The sequence below is a fragment of the Photobacterium sp. OFAV2-7 genome (assembly GCF_022347985.1).
GTDB lineage: Bacteria > Pseudomonadota > Gammaproteobacteria > Enterobacterales > Vibrionaceae > Photobacterium.
This window is the reverse complement of sequence record NZ_JAKRFQ010000032.1, coordinates 1-16,403: the sequence shown is the minus strand read 5'-3', so window position 1 is coordinate 16,403 and position 16,403 is coordinate 1. Positions and strand designations below refer to the sequence as shown.

At 49.1% G+C, this 16,403-nt stretch carries 13 protein-coding genes and 1 pseudogene; 11 read left to right on the top strand and 3 right to left on the bottom strand.

All coding sequences use genetic code 11. From position 1 onward, the window contains the following. From MHN01_RS04525 to rpoC, 9 genes and pseudogenes are all read left to right on the top strand, one after another. Positions 1–132, top strand: a pseudogene (locus MHN01_RS04525) (elongation factor Tu); the annotation flags it as partial. Positions 133–348: 216 nt separating this feature from the next. Then, on the top strand, positions 349–726 hold the full coding sequence (gene secE, locus MHN01_RS04520; RefSeq protein WP_239410228.1) for a preprotein translocase subunit SecE: 378 nt from the start codon (positions 349–351) through the stop codon (positions 724–726). Between the two features lie 11 nt (positions 727–737). After that, a complete protein-coding gene (gene nusG, locus MHN01_RS04515) occupies positions 738–1,283 on the top strand; it encodes a transcription termination/antitermination protein NusG (protein WP_075763487.1) in 546 nt (181 codons plus the stop codon). A 125-nt stretch (positions 1,284–1,408) separates the two neighbouring features. Continuing rightward, complete coding sequence (gene rplK / locus MHN01_RS04510; protein ID WP_075763488.1) at positions 1,409–1,837, top strand: 50S ribosomal protein L11; 429 nt, start codon at positions 1,409–1,411, stop codon at positions 1,835–1,837. A gap of 4 nt (positions 1,838–1,841) precedes the next feature. Beyond that, on the top strand, positions 1,842–2,546 hold the full coding sequence (rplA, locus tag MHN01_RS04505; RefSeq protein ID WP_075763489.1) for a 50S ribosomal protein L1: 705 nt from the start codon (positions 1,842–1,844) through the stop codon (positions 2,544–2,546). Between the two features lie 249 nt (positions 2,547–2,795). Beyond that, positions 2,796–3,290, top strand: a complete 495-nt coding sequence (gene rplJ, locus MHN01_RS04500) for a 50S ribosomal protein L10 (RefSeq protein WP_075763490.1) — start codon at positions 2,796–2,798, stop codon at positions 3,288–3,290. A 60-nt stretch (positions 3,291–3,350) separates the two neighbouring features. Beyond that, positions 3,351–3,719 (top strand): 50S ribosomal protein L7/L12, encoded by a 369-nt coding sequence (gene rplL, locus MHN01_RS04495; protein WP_239410227.1) that lies wholly within the window; start codon positions 3,351–3,353, stop codon positions 3,717–3,719. A gap of 221 nt (positions 3,720–3,940) precedes the next feature. After that, on the top strand, positions 3,941–7,966 hold the full coding sequence (gene rpoB / locus MHN01_RS04490) for a DNA-directed RNA polymerase subunit beta (protein ID WP_075763492.1): 4,026 nt from the start codon (positions 3,941–3,943) through the stop codon (positions 7,964–7,966). A gap of 101 nt (positions 7,967–8,067) precedes the next feature. Next, positions 8,068–12,285 carry a DNA-directed RNA polymerase subunit beta' gene (rpoC, locus tag MHN01_RS04485; RefSeq protein WP_239410226.1) on the top strand — a complete coding sequence of 1,406 codons (4,218 nt, stop codon included), beginning with the start codon at positions 8,068–8,070 and terminating at the stop codon, positions 12,283–12,285. Positions 12,286–12,600: 315 nt separating this feature from the next. Here the strand turns inward: rpoC and rsd are convergent, their stop codons facing one another. After that, entirely contained in the window at positions 12,601–13,083 is a 483-nt protein-coding gene (gene rsd, locus MHN01_RS04480) for a sigma D regulator (protein WP_239410225.1), read from the bottom strand. A 159-nt stretch (positions 13,084–13,242) separates the two neighbouring features. On the opposite strand from rsd, the gene nudC reads away from it, so the two are divergent. Both nudC and hemE read left to right on the top strand, forming a co-directional pair. Next, the gene (gene nudC / locus MHN01_RS04475) at positions 13,243–14,010 is read left to right on the top strand and encodes an NAD(+) diphosphatase (protein WP_239410224.1); all 768 of its coding nucleotides are present in this window, start codon (positions 13,243–13,245) and stop codon (positions 14,008–14,010) included. A gap of 229 nt (positions 14,011–14,239) precedes the next feature. Further along, positions 14,240–15,307 carry a uroporphyrinogen decarboxylase gene (gene hemE, locus MHN01_RS04470; RefSeq protein WP_239410223.1) on the top strand — a complete coding sequence of 356 codons (1,068 nt, stop codon included), beginning with the start codon at positions 14,240–14,242 and terminating at the stop codon, positions 15,305–15,307. 107 nt (positions 15,308–15,414) lie between these two features. Here the strand turns inward: hemE and MHN01_RS04465 are convergent, their stop codons facing one another. Next, positions 15,415–16,002, bottom strand: coding sequence for a uracil-DNA glycosylase family protein (locus MHN01_RS04465; protein WP_239410222.1), 588 nt, complete (start codon positions 16,000–16,002; stop codon positions 15,415–15,417). Positions 16,003–16,020: 18 nt separating this feature from the next. Next, the coding region (locus MHN01_RS04460; protein WP_304622839.1) for an NAD(P)-dependent oxidoreductase at positions 16,021–16,403 on the bottom strand (383 nt) is incomplete at its 5' end.

The following is a 16,403-nucleotide window of genomic DNA, read 5'->3' as shown; positions in this document are numbered from 1 at the left end:
ATGCCTGGTGACAACATCAAGATGGTTGTTACTCTAATCGCTCCTATCGCGATGGACGAAGGTCTACGCTTTGCGATCCGTGAAGGCGGTCGTACAGTAGGTGCTGGTGTTGTTGCTAAGATCGTTGAATAATATTTGACGACAAGGCACCAAAAAGGGCATCATTTGATGCCCTTTTTCTGCGTTCGATTTTTGGTCAGGTTGTTTTTTGGTCAGGAACGCAGAGTAAAAGTTTATTGAGATGAAGTTTTTTCCATGTAATTAAGGCGTTAGCGCTTTCCTTCATTTATGGCCTCGCACTTGCGGGGTTATTTTCGTCTATATTGAGACTAGTTACAGGTTGGTTGTATGAAAGCGAATGCCGAAAACCAAAGCAGCTCTAGCAGTATGGATGGCCTAAAATGGGTCGCTGTATTTGCTTTGCTAGCTGCCGCTGTGGTTGGTAATTACCTGTACAGTGATGTTTCTGTAGTGTTGCGCGCCACGGCCGTTGTAGTTCTTGTAGCTGCAGCTGGTGGTCTTGCCGCACTTACAGCAAAAGGTAAAACCGCGATTACGTTTGCCCGCGAATCGCGCATGGAAGTCCGCAAGGTAGTATGGCCTACTCGTCAGGAAGCTACGCAGACAACCTTTATCGTTTTAGCTGTCACTGTCATTATGGCGTTAGCCTTGTGGGGTATCGACGGCATCATGGTCCGTCTAGTCCGCCTAGTTACCGGTGTGTGAGGTAAGAGTTCATGAGCGAAGCTCCAAAAAAACGATGGTATGTAGTACAGGCCTTTTCAGGTTTTGAAGGTCGTGTAGCGCAATCACTACGTGAGCATATCAAGATGCATAGCATGGAAGACTACTTTGATGAGGTACTTGTACCGACCGAGGAAGTGGTTGAGATGCGTGCAGGTCAGCGCCGTAAGAGTGAACGTAAGTTCTTCCCAGGCTATGTGCTTGTACAGATGGTGATGAACGATGAGACATGGCATCTGGTACGTAGTATCCCTCGTGTAATGGGGTTCATCGGCGGCACTTCAGACCGTCCAGCTCCTATCTCTGATAAAGAGGCGGATGCCATTCTTAACCGTCTTCAGCAGGCAAGTGAATCACCAGTTCACAAAACTGTCTTTGAGCCGGGTGAAGTTGTACGTGTTACCGACGGGCCTTTTGCAGACTTTAACGGCGTTGTAGAAGAAGTTGACTACGACAAGAGCCGCGTGAAGGTTTCTGTATCGATCTTCGGCCGTGCGACACCGGTTGAGCTTGAGTTCGGTCAGGTTGAAAAAAGCTGATCAATAAATAATCAGCTGTTATTGTCAGGGGCGTGAAATTGGACTATAATTTCGCGCCCTTTCGTTAGACGGGGAGTCTGTTCTTTCACGAATAGACGTTCGAACCCAAATTTAGGTATATAGCAATGGCTAAAAAAGTAGAAGCGTACATCAAGCTGCAGGTTGCAGCTGGTGCAGCAAACCCTAGTCCACCGGTTGGTCCAGCTCTTGGTCAGCACGGTGTGAACATCATGGAATTCTGTAAAGCGTTCAACGCTAAGACTGACTCAATCGAGAAAGGTCTTCCAATTCCTGTTGTTATCACAGTATACAACGACCGTTCTTTCACGTTCGTTACTAAGACTCCACCTGCAGCAGTTCTTCTGAAGAAAGCAGCAGGCGTTAAGTCTGGTTCTGGCCGTCCTAACACTGAGAAAGTTGGTACTGTTACTGACGCTCAGGTTCAGGAAATCGCTGAAACTAAAGCGGCTGATATGACTGGTGCTGACATCGAAGCTATGAAGCGTTCGATTGCAGGTACTGCTCGTTCAATGGGCCTAGTGGTAGAGGGTTAAGACAATGGCAAAACTGACTAAACGCATGCGCGTTATCCGTGACAAAGTTGACGTAACTAAAGAGTACGAAATCAACGAAGCTGTTGCTCTTCTTAAAGAACTAGCTACTGCTAAATTTACTGAAAGTGTTGACGTTGCTGTTAACCTTGGCATCGATGCACGTAAATCAGACCAAAACGTTCGTGGCGCAACTGTGCTACCACACGGTACTGGTCGTGACATCCGTGTTGCTGTGTTTACTCAAGGTGCAAACGCAGAAGCTGCTAAAGAAGCAGGCGCTGACCTAGTAGGTATGGAAGAGCTTGCTGACCAGGTTAAGAAAGGCGAAATGAACTTCGACGTAGTTATCGCATCTCCAGATGCAATGCGCGTTGTAGGTCAGCTTGGTACTATTCTTGGTCCACGCGGTCTGATGCCAAACCCTAAAGTTGGTACTGTAACTCCTAACGTTGCTGAAGCGGTTAAGAACGCTAAAGCTGGTCAGGTTCGTTACCGTAACGACAAGAACGGCATCATCCACACTACTATCGGTAAAGTGGATTTTGACGCAGCAAACCTTAAAGAGAACCTAGAAGCACTTCTAGTTGCTCTGAAGAAAGCTAAGCCTTCTTCTGCTAAAGGTACTTTCATCAAGAAAGTTAGCATCTCCACCACTATGGGTGCAGGTGTAGCGCTAGACCAGAACTCTCTGGAAACTAACGCACAATAATTTGCAGAACTGCCAGGTTAGTGTATAATCTGGCGTTCACAAATTCATGGCTGAGGCTAATTGCTTGTAAATTAGCCTTCGTCCAAGACCGTAGGCGTTCTTAGGAACTTAATATTACCTACGTAGACGGTGCCAGAACATGATTGATGTAAATCTGTCTTGGATCTGCGCCGTAAAGACTCTCCTGTCATACCGGCAGTGAGTGGTGTAATGACTGGGGTAACCCAGCTAAATCCAGGAGCTAATCCAATGGCATTAAATCTTCAAGACAAAAAAGCAATTGTTGCTGAAGTCAACGAAGCTGCCAATGGTGCCCTGTCTGCAGTTGTTGCTGACTCTCGTGGCGTTGCAGTTGATGCGATGACTTCTCTACGTAAACAAGCTCGTGAAAACGGCGTTTACCTGAAAGTTGTTCGTAACACACTAGCACGCCGTGCAGTTGAAGGTACTGACTTCGAGTGTCTACAAGACACTTTCGTTGGTCCTACACTGATCGGTTTCTCTAACGAGCACCCAGGTGCTGCAGCGCGTCTTTTCAAAGACTTCGCTAAAGAGAACAAAGATTTCGAGATCAAAGCAGCCGCATTCGAAGGCGCTGTTGCTGACGCAGAAATTCTTGCGACACTACCAACTTACGACGAAGCGATTGCACGCCTAATGATGTGCATGAAAGAAGCTTCAGCTGGCAAGCTGGTACGTACTATCGCAGCTCTACGCGATCAGAAAGAAGAAGCAGCGGCATAATTGCCCTGGTTTTTCACTGGTTGCTATTTAAACTAATTGTTGATTTCAAAGAGAATTGTTATGTCTATCACTAACGAGCAAATCCTAGACGCAGTTGCAGAAATGTCTGTAATGCAAGTTGTTGAGCTTATCGAAGCTATGGAAGAGAAATTCGGTGTTTCTGCTGCAGCAGCAGTAGTAGCAGGCGGCGCAGCAGGCGGTGAAGCTGCTGAAGAGCAAACTGAATTTGACGTAATCCTAACTTCTGCTGGTTCTCAGAAAGTTCAGGTTATCAAAGCTGTACGTGGCGCAACTGGCCTAGGTCTGAAAGAAGCTAAAGCTCTAGTAGATGGCGCTCCATCACCTCTGAAAGAAGGTGTTGAGAAGGCTGAAGCTGAAGCTCTTAAAGCTCAGCTAGAAGAAGCTGGTGCTTCTGTTGAAATTAAGTAATTATTACTTAATTTCTTAGCCTGAAAAGGCTAATGGCTGGTGGCTAATTGCCACCGGCCTTTTTGCGCTGTAGGGTAGTGGTGTTTTTCACATTGTTTTGCAACCACTAACTGTGCAAAAAACAGCTCCTTTTTGAAGCTGTTCCTACAATAAACAGTGTTATTAGTCACTGCTCCTCGTTTTGAGCAGTTTGGATCACTTATCAGCGATCTGAGGAACCTATGGTTTACTCTTATACCGAGAAAAAGCGTATCCGTAAGGATTTTGGTAAGCGTCCACAAGTGTTGGACATACCATACTTGCTGTCGATCCAGCTTGAGTCTTTCAAAAAGTTCATCGAGCAGGATCCGGAAGGGCACTACGGATTAGAAGCTGCCTTTCGTTCTGTTTTTCCGATTCAGAGCTATAACGGCAATTCCGAGCTGCAATACGTTAGCTATCGTCTCGGTGAGCCGGTCTTCGATGTTAAAGAATGTCAGATTCGTGGCGTAACATACTCTGCACCGTTGCGTGTAAAGCTACGTCTTGTCATGTATGACAAAGATGCGCCAGCTGGCACCGTAAAAGACATCAAAGAACAAGAAGTTTACATGGGCGAGATTCCGCTCATGACTGATAACGGTACATTCGTTATTAACGGTACCGAGAGGGTTATCGTATCCCAGCTGCACCGTAGCCCGGGTGTCTTCTTCGACAGCGATAAGGGTAAAACCCACTCCTCAGGTAAAGTGCTTTATAACGCACGCGTAATCCCATACCGTGGTTCATGGTTGGATTTCGAATTTGATCCTAAGGATAACGTATTCGTACGTATCGACCGTCGTCGTAAGCTTCCAGCTTCAATTATTCTTCGTGCGCTAGGTTACACAACCGAGCAAATCCTTGACATGTTCTTCGAGAAAGTAAACTTCGAAGTTCAAGGTAAGTCTCTGGTTATGGAACTTGTGCCTGACCGTCTGCGTGGCGAAACTGCAAGCTTCAACATCGAAGCGAACGGTAAGCTATATGTAGAGCAAGGCCGCCGAATCACAGCCCGTCATATTCGCCAGCTTGGCAAAGACGGTGTTGACCACATTGAAGTCCCTGTTGAATACATCGTGGGTAAAATCGCATCACGTGATTACGTGAACGAGGAAACCGGCGAGCTAATCGCAGCAGCTAACCAAGAACTAAGCCTAGAGACTCTGGCTCTGCTTTCACAAGCAGGTCACAAGTCACTGGAAGTTCTGTTCACCAATGACCTGGATTACGGTCCGTACATGTCTGACACCATCCGTGTCGACAGCACGACTGATCGCCTAAGTGCGCTAGTAGAAATCTACCGCATGATGCGTCCTGGTGAGCCGCCAACACGTGAAGCAGCAGAGCAGCTATTCGAAAGCCTGTTCTTCTCAGAAGATCGTTACGATCTATCTGCTGTTGGTCGTATGAAGTTCAACAGCTCTCTTCTGCGTGAAGAGACAACGGGTGCGGGTACCCTTGATCACTCTGACATCATTGACGTGATGCGCAAACTGATCGACATCCGTAACGGCCGTGGTGAAGTTGATGATATCGACCACCTTGGTAACCGTCGTATCCGTTCTGTTGGCGAAATGGCTGAAAACCAGTTCCGTGTTGGTCTAGTTCGTGTTGAGCGTGCAGTTAAGGAACGTCTAAGCCTAGGCGATCTTGATGCTGTGATGCCTCAGGACCTAATCAATGCGAAGCCAATTTCTGCGGCAGTGAAAGAGTTCTTTGGCTCTTCTCAGCTGTCTCAGTTTATGGACCAGAACAACCCACTGTCAGAAGTTACTCACAAACGTCGTATTTCGGCGCTTGGTCCAGGTGGTCTGACTCGTGAGCGTGCTGGCTTTGAAGTTCGAGATGTTCACGCGACCCACTACGGTCGTCTATGTCCTATCGAAACGCCAGAAGGTCCAAACATCGGTCTAATCAACTCACTGTCGGCATTCGCCCAGTGTAATGCTTACGGTTTCCTGGAAACGCCATACCGTAAAGTAATCGACGGCAAGGTAACCGAAGAAATCGACTTCCTGTCTGCGATTGAAGAAGGCCAGTATGTTATCGCTCAGGCGAACGCCGCGCTTAATGAAGACGGTTCTTTCGCTGACGAACTGATCACTGCACGTCAGAAAGGTGAATCAGGCCTGCACCCACGCGACCATGTTCAGTACATGGACGTTGCAACTAACCAGGTTGTATCGGTGGCGGCATCTCTGATCCCGTTCCTAGAGCACGATGATGCGAACCGTGCCCTTATGGGTGCGAACATGCAGCGTCAGGCTGTTCCGACACTGCGCGCTGACAAGCCGCTAGTTGGTACAGGTATCGAGCGTAACGTAGCCGTTGACTCCGGTGTAACTGCCGTTGCCAAACGTGGCGGACAAGTACAGTCAGTAGATGCATCTCGTATCGTTATCAAAGTTAACGAAGACGAGCTGGTACCAGGCGAAGCGGGTATCGACATCTACAACCTGACTAAGTACACCCGTTCTAACCAGAACACATGTATCAACCAGCGTCCAACCGTGATGCCGGGTGAGCCTGTGGCTCGTGGCGATGTGCTTGCTGATGGTCCTTCAACAGACCTGGGTGAGCTAGCGCTTGGTCAGAACATGCGTATCGCGTTCATGCCTTGGAACGGTTACAACTTTGAGGATTCCATCCTAGTTTCTGAGCGTGTTGTACAGGAAGATCGCCTGACAACTATCCACATCCAAGAGCTATCTTGTGTGGCGCGTGATACTAAGCTGGGTGCTGAAGAAATCACTGCGGATATCCCTAACGTGGGTGAAGCGGCGCTTTCTAAGCTGGATGAATCAGGTATCGTTTACATTGGTGCTGAAGTGAAGGGTGGCGACATCCTGGTTGGTAAAGTGACGCCTAAGGGCGAAACTCAGCTAACACCTGAAGAGAAGCTACTACGTGCTATCTTCGGCGAAAAAGCATCTGATGTGAAAGACTCTTCACTACGTGTACCGAACTCTGTATCTGGTACGATCATCGACGTTCAGGTATTTACCCGCGATGGCGTAGAAAAAGACAAGCGTGCGCTTGAAATTGAAGAGATGCAGCTGAAAGAAGCGAAGAAAGATATCACGGAAGAATTCCAGATCCTTGAGGGTGGTCTTCTTGCACGTGTTCGTACGCTTCTGCTTTCTGCCGGTTACAGTGAAGACAAGATTGCTTCAATGGACCGCGAGAGACTGTTTGCACAGACACTTGATGACGAAGCACAGCAAAACCAGCTGGAGCAGCTTGCAGAGCAGTATGATGAACTGAAAGCTGAGTTCGATAAGAAGTTTGAAACTAAGCGTCGTAAGATCACACAGGGTGATGACCTAGCGCCGGGCGTACTTAAGATTGTTAAAGTATACCTAGCCGTTAAGCGTCGTATCCAGCCTGGTGATAAGATGGCGGGTCGTCACGGTAACAAGGGTGTAATCTCTAAGATCAACCCTGTTGAAGACATGCCGTATGATGAGAAAGGTCAGACAGTCGATATCGTACTGAACCCACTGGGTGTACCATCTCGTATGAACATCGGTCAGATCCTCGAGACTCACCTGGGTCTTGCAGCGAAGGGTATCGGTGACAAGATCAACGAGATGCTGAAGCAGCAGCAAGAACTTCACAAGTTCCGTGAATTCCTGCAAAAAGTCTACGATCTGGGCGATACGCGCCAGAAAGTTGATATCGCTGCGCTATCTGACGACGAAGTACGTACGTTGATTAAGAACCTACGTAATGGTCTACCGATTGCAACACCTGTATTTGATGGTGCGCCAGAAGCATCAATCAAAGAGCTGTTGAAACTGGGTGATCTGCCTGAGTCTGGTCAGCTGAAACTGTTTGACGGTCGTACCGGTGACATGTTTGAGCGTCCTGTAACCGTTGGTTACATGTACATGCTGAAACTGAACCACTTGGTTGATGACAAGATGCATGCCCGTTCTACCGGTTCTTATAGCCTTGTTACTCAGCAGCCGCTGGGTGGTAAAGCACAATTCGGTGGTCAGCGTTTCGGTGAGATGGAAGTATGGGCGCTGGAAGCATACGGCGCAGCTTACACTCTACAGGAAATGCTAACCGTTAAGTCGGATGACGTTAACGGCCGTACGAAGATGTATAAGAACATCGTCGATGGCGACCATCGTATGGAACCTGGTATGCCGGAATCCTTCAACGTATTGTTGAAAGAAATCCGCTCGTTGGGTATCAACATCGAGCTGGAAGACGAATAAGCCTAGGCTAGTTACCTATACTTATTTAGTTACTCCGGTATAAATATGAAGGCGCCAGTAGACTGGCGCCTTTATGGGTCAACTCCTCACAGGAGCCGAATGTGAAAGACTTACTTAAGTTTCTGAAAGCACAACACAAGACTGAAGAATTTGATGCAATCAAAATCGGTCTTGCTTCACCTGACATGATCCGTTCATGGTCTTTCGGTGAAGTTAAAAAGCCAGAAACCATCAACTACCGTACTTTTAAGCCTGAGCGTGACGGCCTTTTCTGTGCACGTATCTTTGGCCCGGTAAAAGACTACGAGTGTCTTTGTGGCAAATACAAGCGCCTGAAGCACCGTGGTGTTATCTGTGAAAAATGTGGTGTTGAAGTTACTCAGACCAAAGTACGTCGTGAGCGTATGGGTCACATCGAGCTAGCTTCACCTGTAGCCCACATCTGGTTCCTTAAGTCACTGCCATCCCGTATCGGTCTGTTAATGGACATGCCGCTACGTGACATCGAGCGTGTACTGTACTTCGAATCTTACGTAGTAATCGAACCGGGTATGACCAACCTTGAGCGTAGCCAGCTGCTGTCTGAAGAACAGTACCTGGATGCACTTGAAGAGTGGGGCGACGAGTTCGACGCGAAAATGGGTGCAGAAGCGGTTAAAGCATTGCTGTCCAACATGGACCTGAATGCCGAAATTGAGCTGATGCGCGAAGAGCTAGATGAAACTAACTCTGAAACCAAGCGTAAGAAACTAACCAAGCGTCTTAAGCTTGTAGAAGCATTCCTGCAGTCAGGTAACAACCCAGAGTGGATGATCCTGTCTGTACTGCCAGTTCTGCCGCCGGATCTACGTCCGCTGGTACCGCTGGACGGTGGTCGTTTCGCAACCTCGGATCTGAATGATCTGTACCGTCGCGTTATCAACCGTAACAACCGTCTGAAGCGCCTTCTAGACCTGGCTGCTCCTGATATCATCGTACGTAACGAAAAGCGTATGCTTCAGGAGTCTGTTGATGCATTGCTAGATAACGGTCGTCGTGGCCGCGCTATCACAGGTTCAAACAAGCGTCCTCTGAAATCTTTGGCAGACATGATCAAAGGTAAGCAGGGTCGTTTCCGTCAGAACCTACTTGGTAAGCGTGTAGACTACTCAGGTCGTTCTGTTATCACCGTAGGTCCATACCTGCGTTTGCATCAGTGTGGTCTTCCTAAGAAGATGGCACTTGAGCTATTCAAGCCATTCATCTATGGCAAGCTAGAGACTCGTGGTCTGGCGACAACGATCAAAGCTGCCAAGAAGATGGTAGAACGCGAAGAAGCAGTTGTTTGGGATATCCTGGATGAAGTGATTCGCGAGCACCCAGTAATGCTTAACCGTGCACCAACACTGCACCGTCTAGGTATTCAGGCATTCGAACCAGTACTTATCGAAGGTAAAGCGATCCAGCTTCACCCACTAGTGTGTGCGGCCTATAACGCCGACTTCGATGGTGACCAGATGGCGGTACACGTACCTCTGACTCTGGAAGCACAGCTTGAAGCACGTGCACTGATGATGTCTACGAACAACATCCTTTCACCAGCATCAGGTGATCCGATCATCGTACCTTCTCAGGACGTTGTATTGGGTCTTTACTACATGACTCGTGAGAAGATTAACGCGAAAGGTGAAGGCATGTACCTTGAAGGTCCTGCCGAAGCTGAAAAAGCATACCGTACAGGTAATGCCGAGCTACATGCTCGCGTTAAAGTTCGTATTACCGAGCACAAAGCTGACGACCAAGGCAACCTGGTTGCTGAAACTAAGCTGATTGATACGACTGTTGGTCGTGCAATGCTATGGACTATCGTACCGAAAGGTCTGCCATACAGCCTGGTAAACACGGAAGCTCTGGGTAAGAAACAAATCTCTAAACTGCTTAACACTTGTTACCGTGAACTGGGCATGAAAGATACCGTTATCTTTGCTGACCAGATCATGTACACAGGTTTTGCTTACGCGGCACTGTCTGGTGTTTCTGTTGGTATCGACGACATGGTTGTACCAGAAGCGAAATACACCAAGATCGCAGAAGCTGAAGCAGAAGTTGCTGAAATCCAGGAACAGTTCCAGTCAGGTCTTGTTACCGCGGGCGAGCGTTACAACAAAGTTATCGATATCTGGGCAACAGCCAACGAGCAGGTTGCTAAAGCGATGATGGATAACCTGTCGTTCGACACTGTTATTAACCGTGACGGTGAAGAAGAGCAGCAGAAATCGTTCAACAGCGTATACATGATGGCCGACTCAGGTGCTCGTGGTTCTGCAGCACAGATTCGTCAGCTTGCCGGTATGCGTGGTCTGATGGCTAAGCCGGATGGCTCAATCATCGAAACGCCGATCACAGCGAACTTCCGTGAAGGTCTGAACGTACTACAGTACTTCATCTCTACTCATGGTGCTCGTAAGGGTCTTGCGGATACCGCACTTAAGACAGCGAACTCCGGTTACCTGACTCGTCGTCTGGTAGACGTTGCACAGGATGTGGTTATTACAGCAGATGACTGTGGTACACATGCTGGTATCACCATGATGCCTCTGATCGAGGGTGGTGATGTTAAAGAGCAGCTGGGTGATCGTGTTCTAGGCCGTGTTGTTGCTGAAGACGTTATCAAGCCGGGTACAGACGAAGTTCTTGCTCCTCGTAACACGCTTCTTGATGAGAAGTGGTGTGACATCCTAGAAGCAAACTCTGTTGACCAGGTGAAAGTACGTTCGGTTGTAACCTGTGAAAACGACTTCGGTTGTTGTAAGCACTGTTACGGTCGTGACCTGGCTCGTGGTCACTTGGTTAACCAGGGTGAGGCAGTGGGTGTTGTTGCTGCTCAGTCAATCGGTGAACCGGGTACACAGCTTACGATGCGTACGTTCCACATCGGTGGTGCGGCATCTGCAGCGGCTGCAGAAAACAGCATCCAGGTTAAGAACAACGGTTCTGTGAAACTACAGAATGCTAAGTTCGTTACCAACAGCGAAGGCAAGCTAGTTATCACCTCTCGTGCGTCAGAAATGAGCGTTATCGATGAGTTTGGTCGTACCAAAGAAAACTATAAGCTGCCATACGGTTCTCACCTGAGCAAAGGTGACGGTGCGGAAGTTAAAGCTGGCGATATCATCGCTAACTGGGACCCGCACACAATGCCAATCATCACTGAAGTGGCTGGTCGTGTTCAGTTCGTTGACCTGATTGATGGCGTTACTGTTTCTCGTCAGACTGATGAGCTAACAGGTCTGTCTATGATCACTGTACTAGACGCTGCAGAGCGTACCGGTGCAGGTAAAGACATGCGTCCTACCATCAAGCTTGTTGATGAGAACGGCAACGATGTAATGATCGCCGGCACTGAAATGCCAGCTCAGTACTTCCTGCCAGGTAAAGCAATCATCCAGCTTGAAGACGGTGCCATGGTTGGTATCGGTGATACGCTAGCACGTATCCCTCAGGCTTCTGGCGGTACGAAAGATATCACCGGTGGTCTGCCACGAGTTGCTGACCTGTTCGAAGCACGTAAGCCGAAAGAGCCAGCAATTCTTGCTGAAATCACGGGTACGGTTTCGTTCGGTAAAGAGACGAAAGGCAAGCGTCGTCTGATCATCACACCTGCCGAAGGCAACGCATACGAAGAAATGGTTCCTAAGTGGCGCCAGCTGAACGTATTCGAAGGTGAGAAGGTCGAGAAAGGTGATGTAATCGCCGATGGTCCAGAGGCTCCGCACGATATCCTACGTCTACGTGGTGTACACGCAGTCGCAGAATACATCGTGAACGAAGTTCAGGAAGTTTACCGTCTACAGGGCGTTAAGATTAACGATAAGCACATTGAAACTATCGTTCGTCAGATGCTTCGTAAGGTAACGATCACTGCTTCTGGTGACTCTGAGTTCCTACCAGGTGAGCAGCTAGAGTACTCTCGCGTAACTATCGCAAACCGTAAGCTTGAAGCTGAAGGTAAGCTACCAGCTACGTACGAGCGTGATCTGCTTGGTATCACTAAAGCGTCTCTGGCAACTGAGTCATTTATCTCGGCAGCATCGTTCCAGGAAACGACTCGCGTACTAACAGAAGCTGCGGTTTCTGGTAAGCGTGACGAGCTACGCGGCCTGAAAGAGAACGTAATCGTTGGTCGTCTGATCCCTGCGGGTACTGGCTTCGCCTACCACCAGGAGCGTCAGCGTCAGCGTGATGCAGAGCTAGAGCCTGTAGCACCTCAGGTTGATGCAGAGCAAGCGTCTCAGGATCTTGCAGCACTGCTAAATGCTGGCCTGACTGACGAAAACTAATTAGGTTTCGTTACTTGAGCTAAGCAAGAAAAAGGCACCCAATAGGGTGCCTTTTTGTTTATGGGTAAGTTGCTTGAGATAAGTTGATGAAAGCCATTGTGTTATTGATATAAAAATCCCCAGTGTCAGCGAACACCGGGGATAGTAAGAGTTTCAGAACAAGTGAGCGTGCTGGTGACTAGGGCATAGACACTAAGAAGCACGCATTGGCAGAAGAGAGCAGTTTTCGCTGTTGGGCGAGACAGCGATAATTAGCCCGACTGAACAAACTTTGTTTCAGACCAGATTATATCTGCGCTCATGCCTAGTGGGGCATTATGCTCCCGGCGGACACGCTAAGCTTTCGCTGATTAGCTCAATCAGGTTATCTTCTAATGCAAATCTGAGTTCGATCAGTTCGCCGACAGAAGACAAGTCGTTGTCAAAGTCGGGAATATCCCCCCCTTCTTCGATAGCGCAGTAGCGATCGGTAAAATTCAGCAAAGGGTCGGTTGTCTGGGTGATTTGCGAATATAGCCGTGAGATATCTTCGGTGGGTGAGTAGCCGGTTGCATTCCAGCGCTCCATCACCATGTCATAGATTTTAAAGTGGCCTTCGGAGATATAGTCGACAAGCTGTTGGCTGAAAAGTTGGAGTTGTGAAGCGGTTGGAAGCTGGCGTGTATTGTGTTCAAACGGGGGGAGCCCCGCTAACTTGCAATAGTCGATCAGTAGTTGCTGACGGGACATCAGCCAGTGATCGATGACATCGCTGGTGCCGCCCCACTGTTTTTGTACTTGCTCGAATTTACTTAACATGACCATGCCCTCATGATCGATCAGTACCGACAAAAGGGCACTGATTTCGATATCTGTGAAACTCTTAAAAAAGAGAACCTTGTATGACGGATCAATAATCCGTTACTAAGTTTAGATTGCCAGTAAAAAGCAAACCCTGCAAGGATGGATGTGACATTGATGTTAAAAAAACAAGAATTAGCGTATTGGTGTATAGTTAAAAATCGTAAGTTATATCTGATTAATCATACACTTCCCCTGATGATGCCTGACCAGGCAGGGGGAAATAGCGAACAGGCTCGCTATATCGGTGAGTACCGCAAAAAGCCTGTTTATTGGTTGGAAGCCACTGAAAATCATAAGGAAGAGGATTTCTATTCTCAAAGGGAATTACTGAGCCTCGACGGTGCCCTGTTCAATTTGGCAGGCAAAGCCACGCAACTCTCCCATATGCTGCACTCCCAGGCCTTTTGTTCGGCCTGTGGCTCACGTTGCGAGCTGGCTATAGCAGACTTGGCTATGGTGTGTCAGGGCTGTCAGACCCACCATTATCCGCGCTTGTCTCCCTGTGTGATAGTCGCAGTGCGTAACCGGGACAAAATCCTGCTGGCTCAGCATCCGCGGCATAAGACTGGCATGTATACGGTGATTGCCGGGTTTGTCGAGGCTGGAGAAACGCTGGAGCAGTGTGTGGCCAGGGAGGTCGAAGAGGAAACTGGGATCACCGTCAAAAATATTCGTTACTTCGGCAGCCAGCCCTGGGCCTTTCCGTCTAACCTGATGATGGGTTTTCTGGCGGACTATGATAGCGGTGAGCTGAAGCCCGACTATGAAGAGCTGAGTGATGCTATCTGGGCGACGAAAGATCAACTGCCGGCACTGGCTCCGGAAGGAACGATTGCCAGAGCATTGATTAACCATACTTTATCGTTGATGGCTGAACGGTAGGATAAAAAAACCCTCCTAAGTGGAGGGGTAAGGTGCAGTTATTTGCTCTCGACGAGCAAAGTCATTGTTATTATTGCTAGCGCGCAGATTTTGTACCATGGGAGCCCAGTGAGTCGCAAACCTAGTGAACAGATTGTTGCCGTAAACATGATCTGCTTAACAATTGGGCTCTTTTGTTGCTGTCATGGAGTGATACAATACGCCGCAGAATTAACCCATGGAGTCCAGAATGAGCGAATTAAAGAATGACCGCTACCTACGTGCGCTGTTGAAGCAACCGGTAGATTGCACACCGGTATGGATGATGCGTCAGGCAGGCCGCTATCTGCCAGAGTATCGTGCTACACGTAGTGTTGCTGGTGACTTCATGTCGCTATGTAAAAATGCCGAGCTGGCGAGTGAGGTAACCCTTCAGCCACTGCGCCGTTTTCCGCTGGATGCTGCAATTCTGTTCTCAGATATTCTGACTATCCCGGATGCGATGGGGCTGGGGCTGTACTTCGAAACGGGTGAAGGCCCTAAGTTCGAGCGTCCGATCACCTGCAAGGCCGATGTCGATAAAATTGGCTTGCCGGATCCGGAAGGTGAGCTGCAGTACGTGATGAATGCCGTGCGTCAAATCCGCAAGGATCTTCAGGGTGAAGTACCGCTGATTGGTTTCTCTGGTAGCCCGTGGACACTGGCTACTTATATGGTTGAAGGCGGAAGTTCAAAAGCCTTCACCAAGATTAAAAAGATGATGTATGCCGAGCCGGCGACATTGCATGCGCTGCTGGACAAGCTGGCTGACAGTGTTGTCGAGTATCTGAATGCCCAGATCAAAGCGGGTGCACAATCGGTGATGGTATTTGACACCTGGGGTGGCGTTCTGACCCCGCGTGACTACAACGAGTTCTCGCTGCGCTATATGCATAAGATTGTCGATGGCCTGATTCGTGAAAACGACGGTCGCCGTGTTCCTGTGACGCTATTTACCAAGAACGGTGGCATGTGGCTGGAGCAGATCGCAGCAACGGGCTGTGATGCAGTAGGCCTTGACTGGACCATCAATATTGCTGATGCCAAACGTCGTGTCGGTGACAAAGTGGCCCTGCAGGGGAATATGGACCCATCTATCCTTTATGCTCAGCCAGAGCGTATCCGTCAGGAAGTCGCGACGATTCTTGAAGGCTATGGCGACGAGGGGACCGGTCACGTGTTCAACCTTGGCCACGGTATTCACTTGGATGTGCCGCCGGAAAATGCCGGTGTGTTTGTGGAAGCGGTACATGAGCTGTCAAAGCCGTATCATAAATAAGAGCAGGTACGAGATCCTAGGTTACTAGTATCTGGGAAGCGCCTTTAGAGCCCATGCAGTCCTACTGTGTGGGCTCTTTGCTATCTGGTTTCTCGAAACTAGCCTCCCTACACCCCTAAATGCTGGTGGACGTAGTTGCGGATGTACGGTACTACCTCTTCTTCAAACCATGGGTTGCGCTTGAGCCACAGGGTATTGCGGGGGGAAGGGTGAGGCATCGGAATGTACAGGGGAGCCCACTGGCGCCATGCTCTTACTGTCTCAGTGAGTGTCTTGGGCTTGTCGGTCAGATAGCGTTGTTGGGCATATTGGCCGACCAGCAATGTCATGCCGACATCAGGCAGTAATGGCCAGACTTGCGGGTGCCATTGTGGGGCACATTCCGGCCTTGGCGGGAGATCGCCAGATTTGCCTTTGCCCGGGTAGCAGAGCCCCATCGGCATGATGGCGATTTGGGCCGGATCGTAAAATGTGTCGCGGTCGAGCTCGAGCCATGCCCGCAGGCGGTTGCCACTTGGATCGTTCCAAGGGATCCCGGTTTCATGAACACGCGTCCCCGGGGCCTGGCCGATAATCATCAACTTTGCAGTGCTAGCAGCCTGGATGACGGGACGAGGTCCGAGCGGAAGGTGATCCTTGCAGATCTCACAGTGATGGATTTGATCCAGTAGGTTATCAAGTTGTTGAGCTGCCATAACTGCTGCCTTTGATTATTAATAGCCACGAGTGAAATCAACCTGGTACATCAGGGGCTGTTGCTGGATATACCGTCGATAGTTTTCCTCAAATACCTCGAACACCTGCTCAGGGAAGCTCTCTGCGGCGATATGGGGGGTAATCGTAATGTTCGGGTGTTGCAAGAAAGCATGCTGCTTATCTAGCGGCTCCTGCTTGAATACATCAAGGTAAGCATGGGCTATGCAGCCCTTTGCGATGGCAGTGAGTAGCCCTTGTTCACATACCGTGTTACCGCGTCCTACGTTAAACAGTAGCGCATTATGGCAGTGACCTAAGTTCCTGGCACCTAGCAGATCGTTGGTCTCGGGGGTTGCGGGCAGGGTGGAGACGACAATATCTGCTCGGCCCAGCCCTTCAC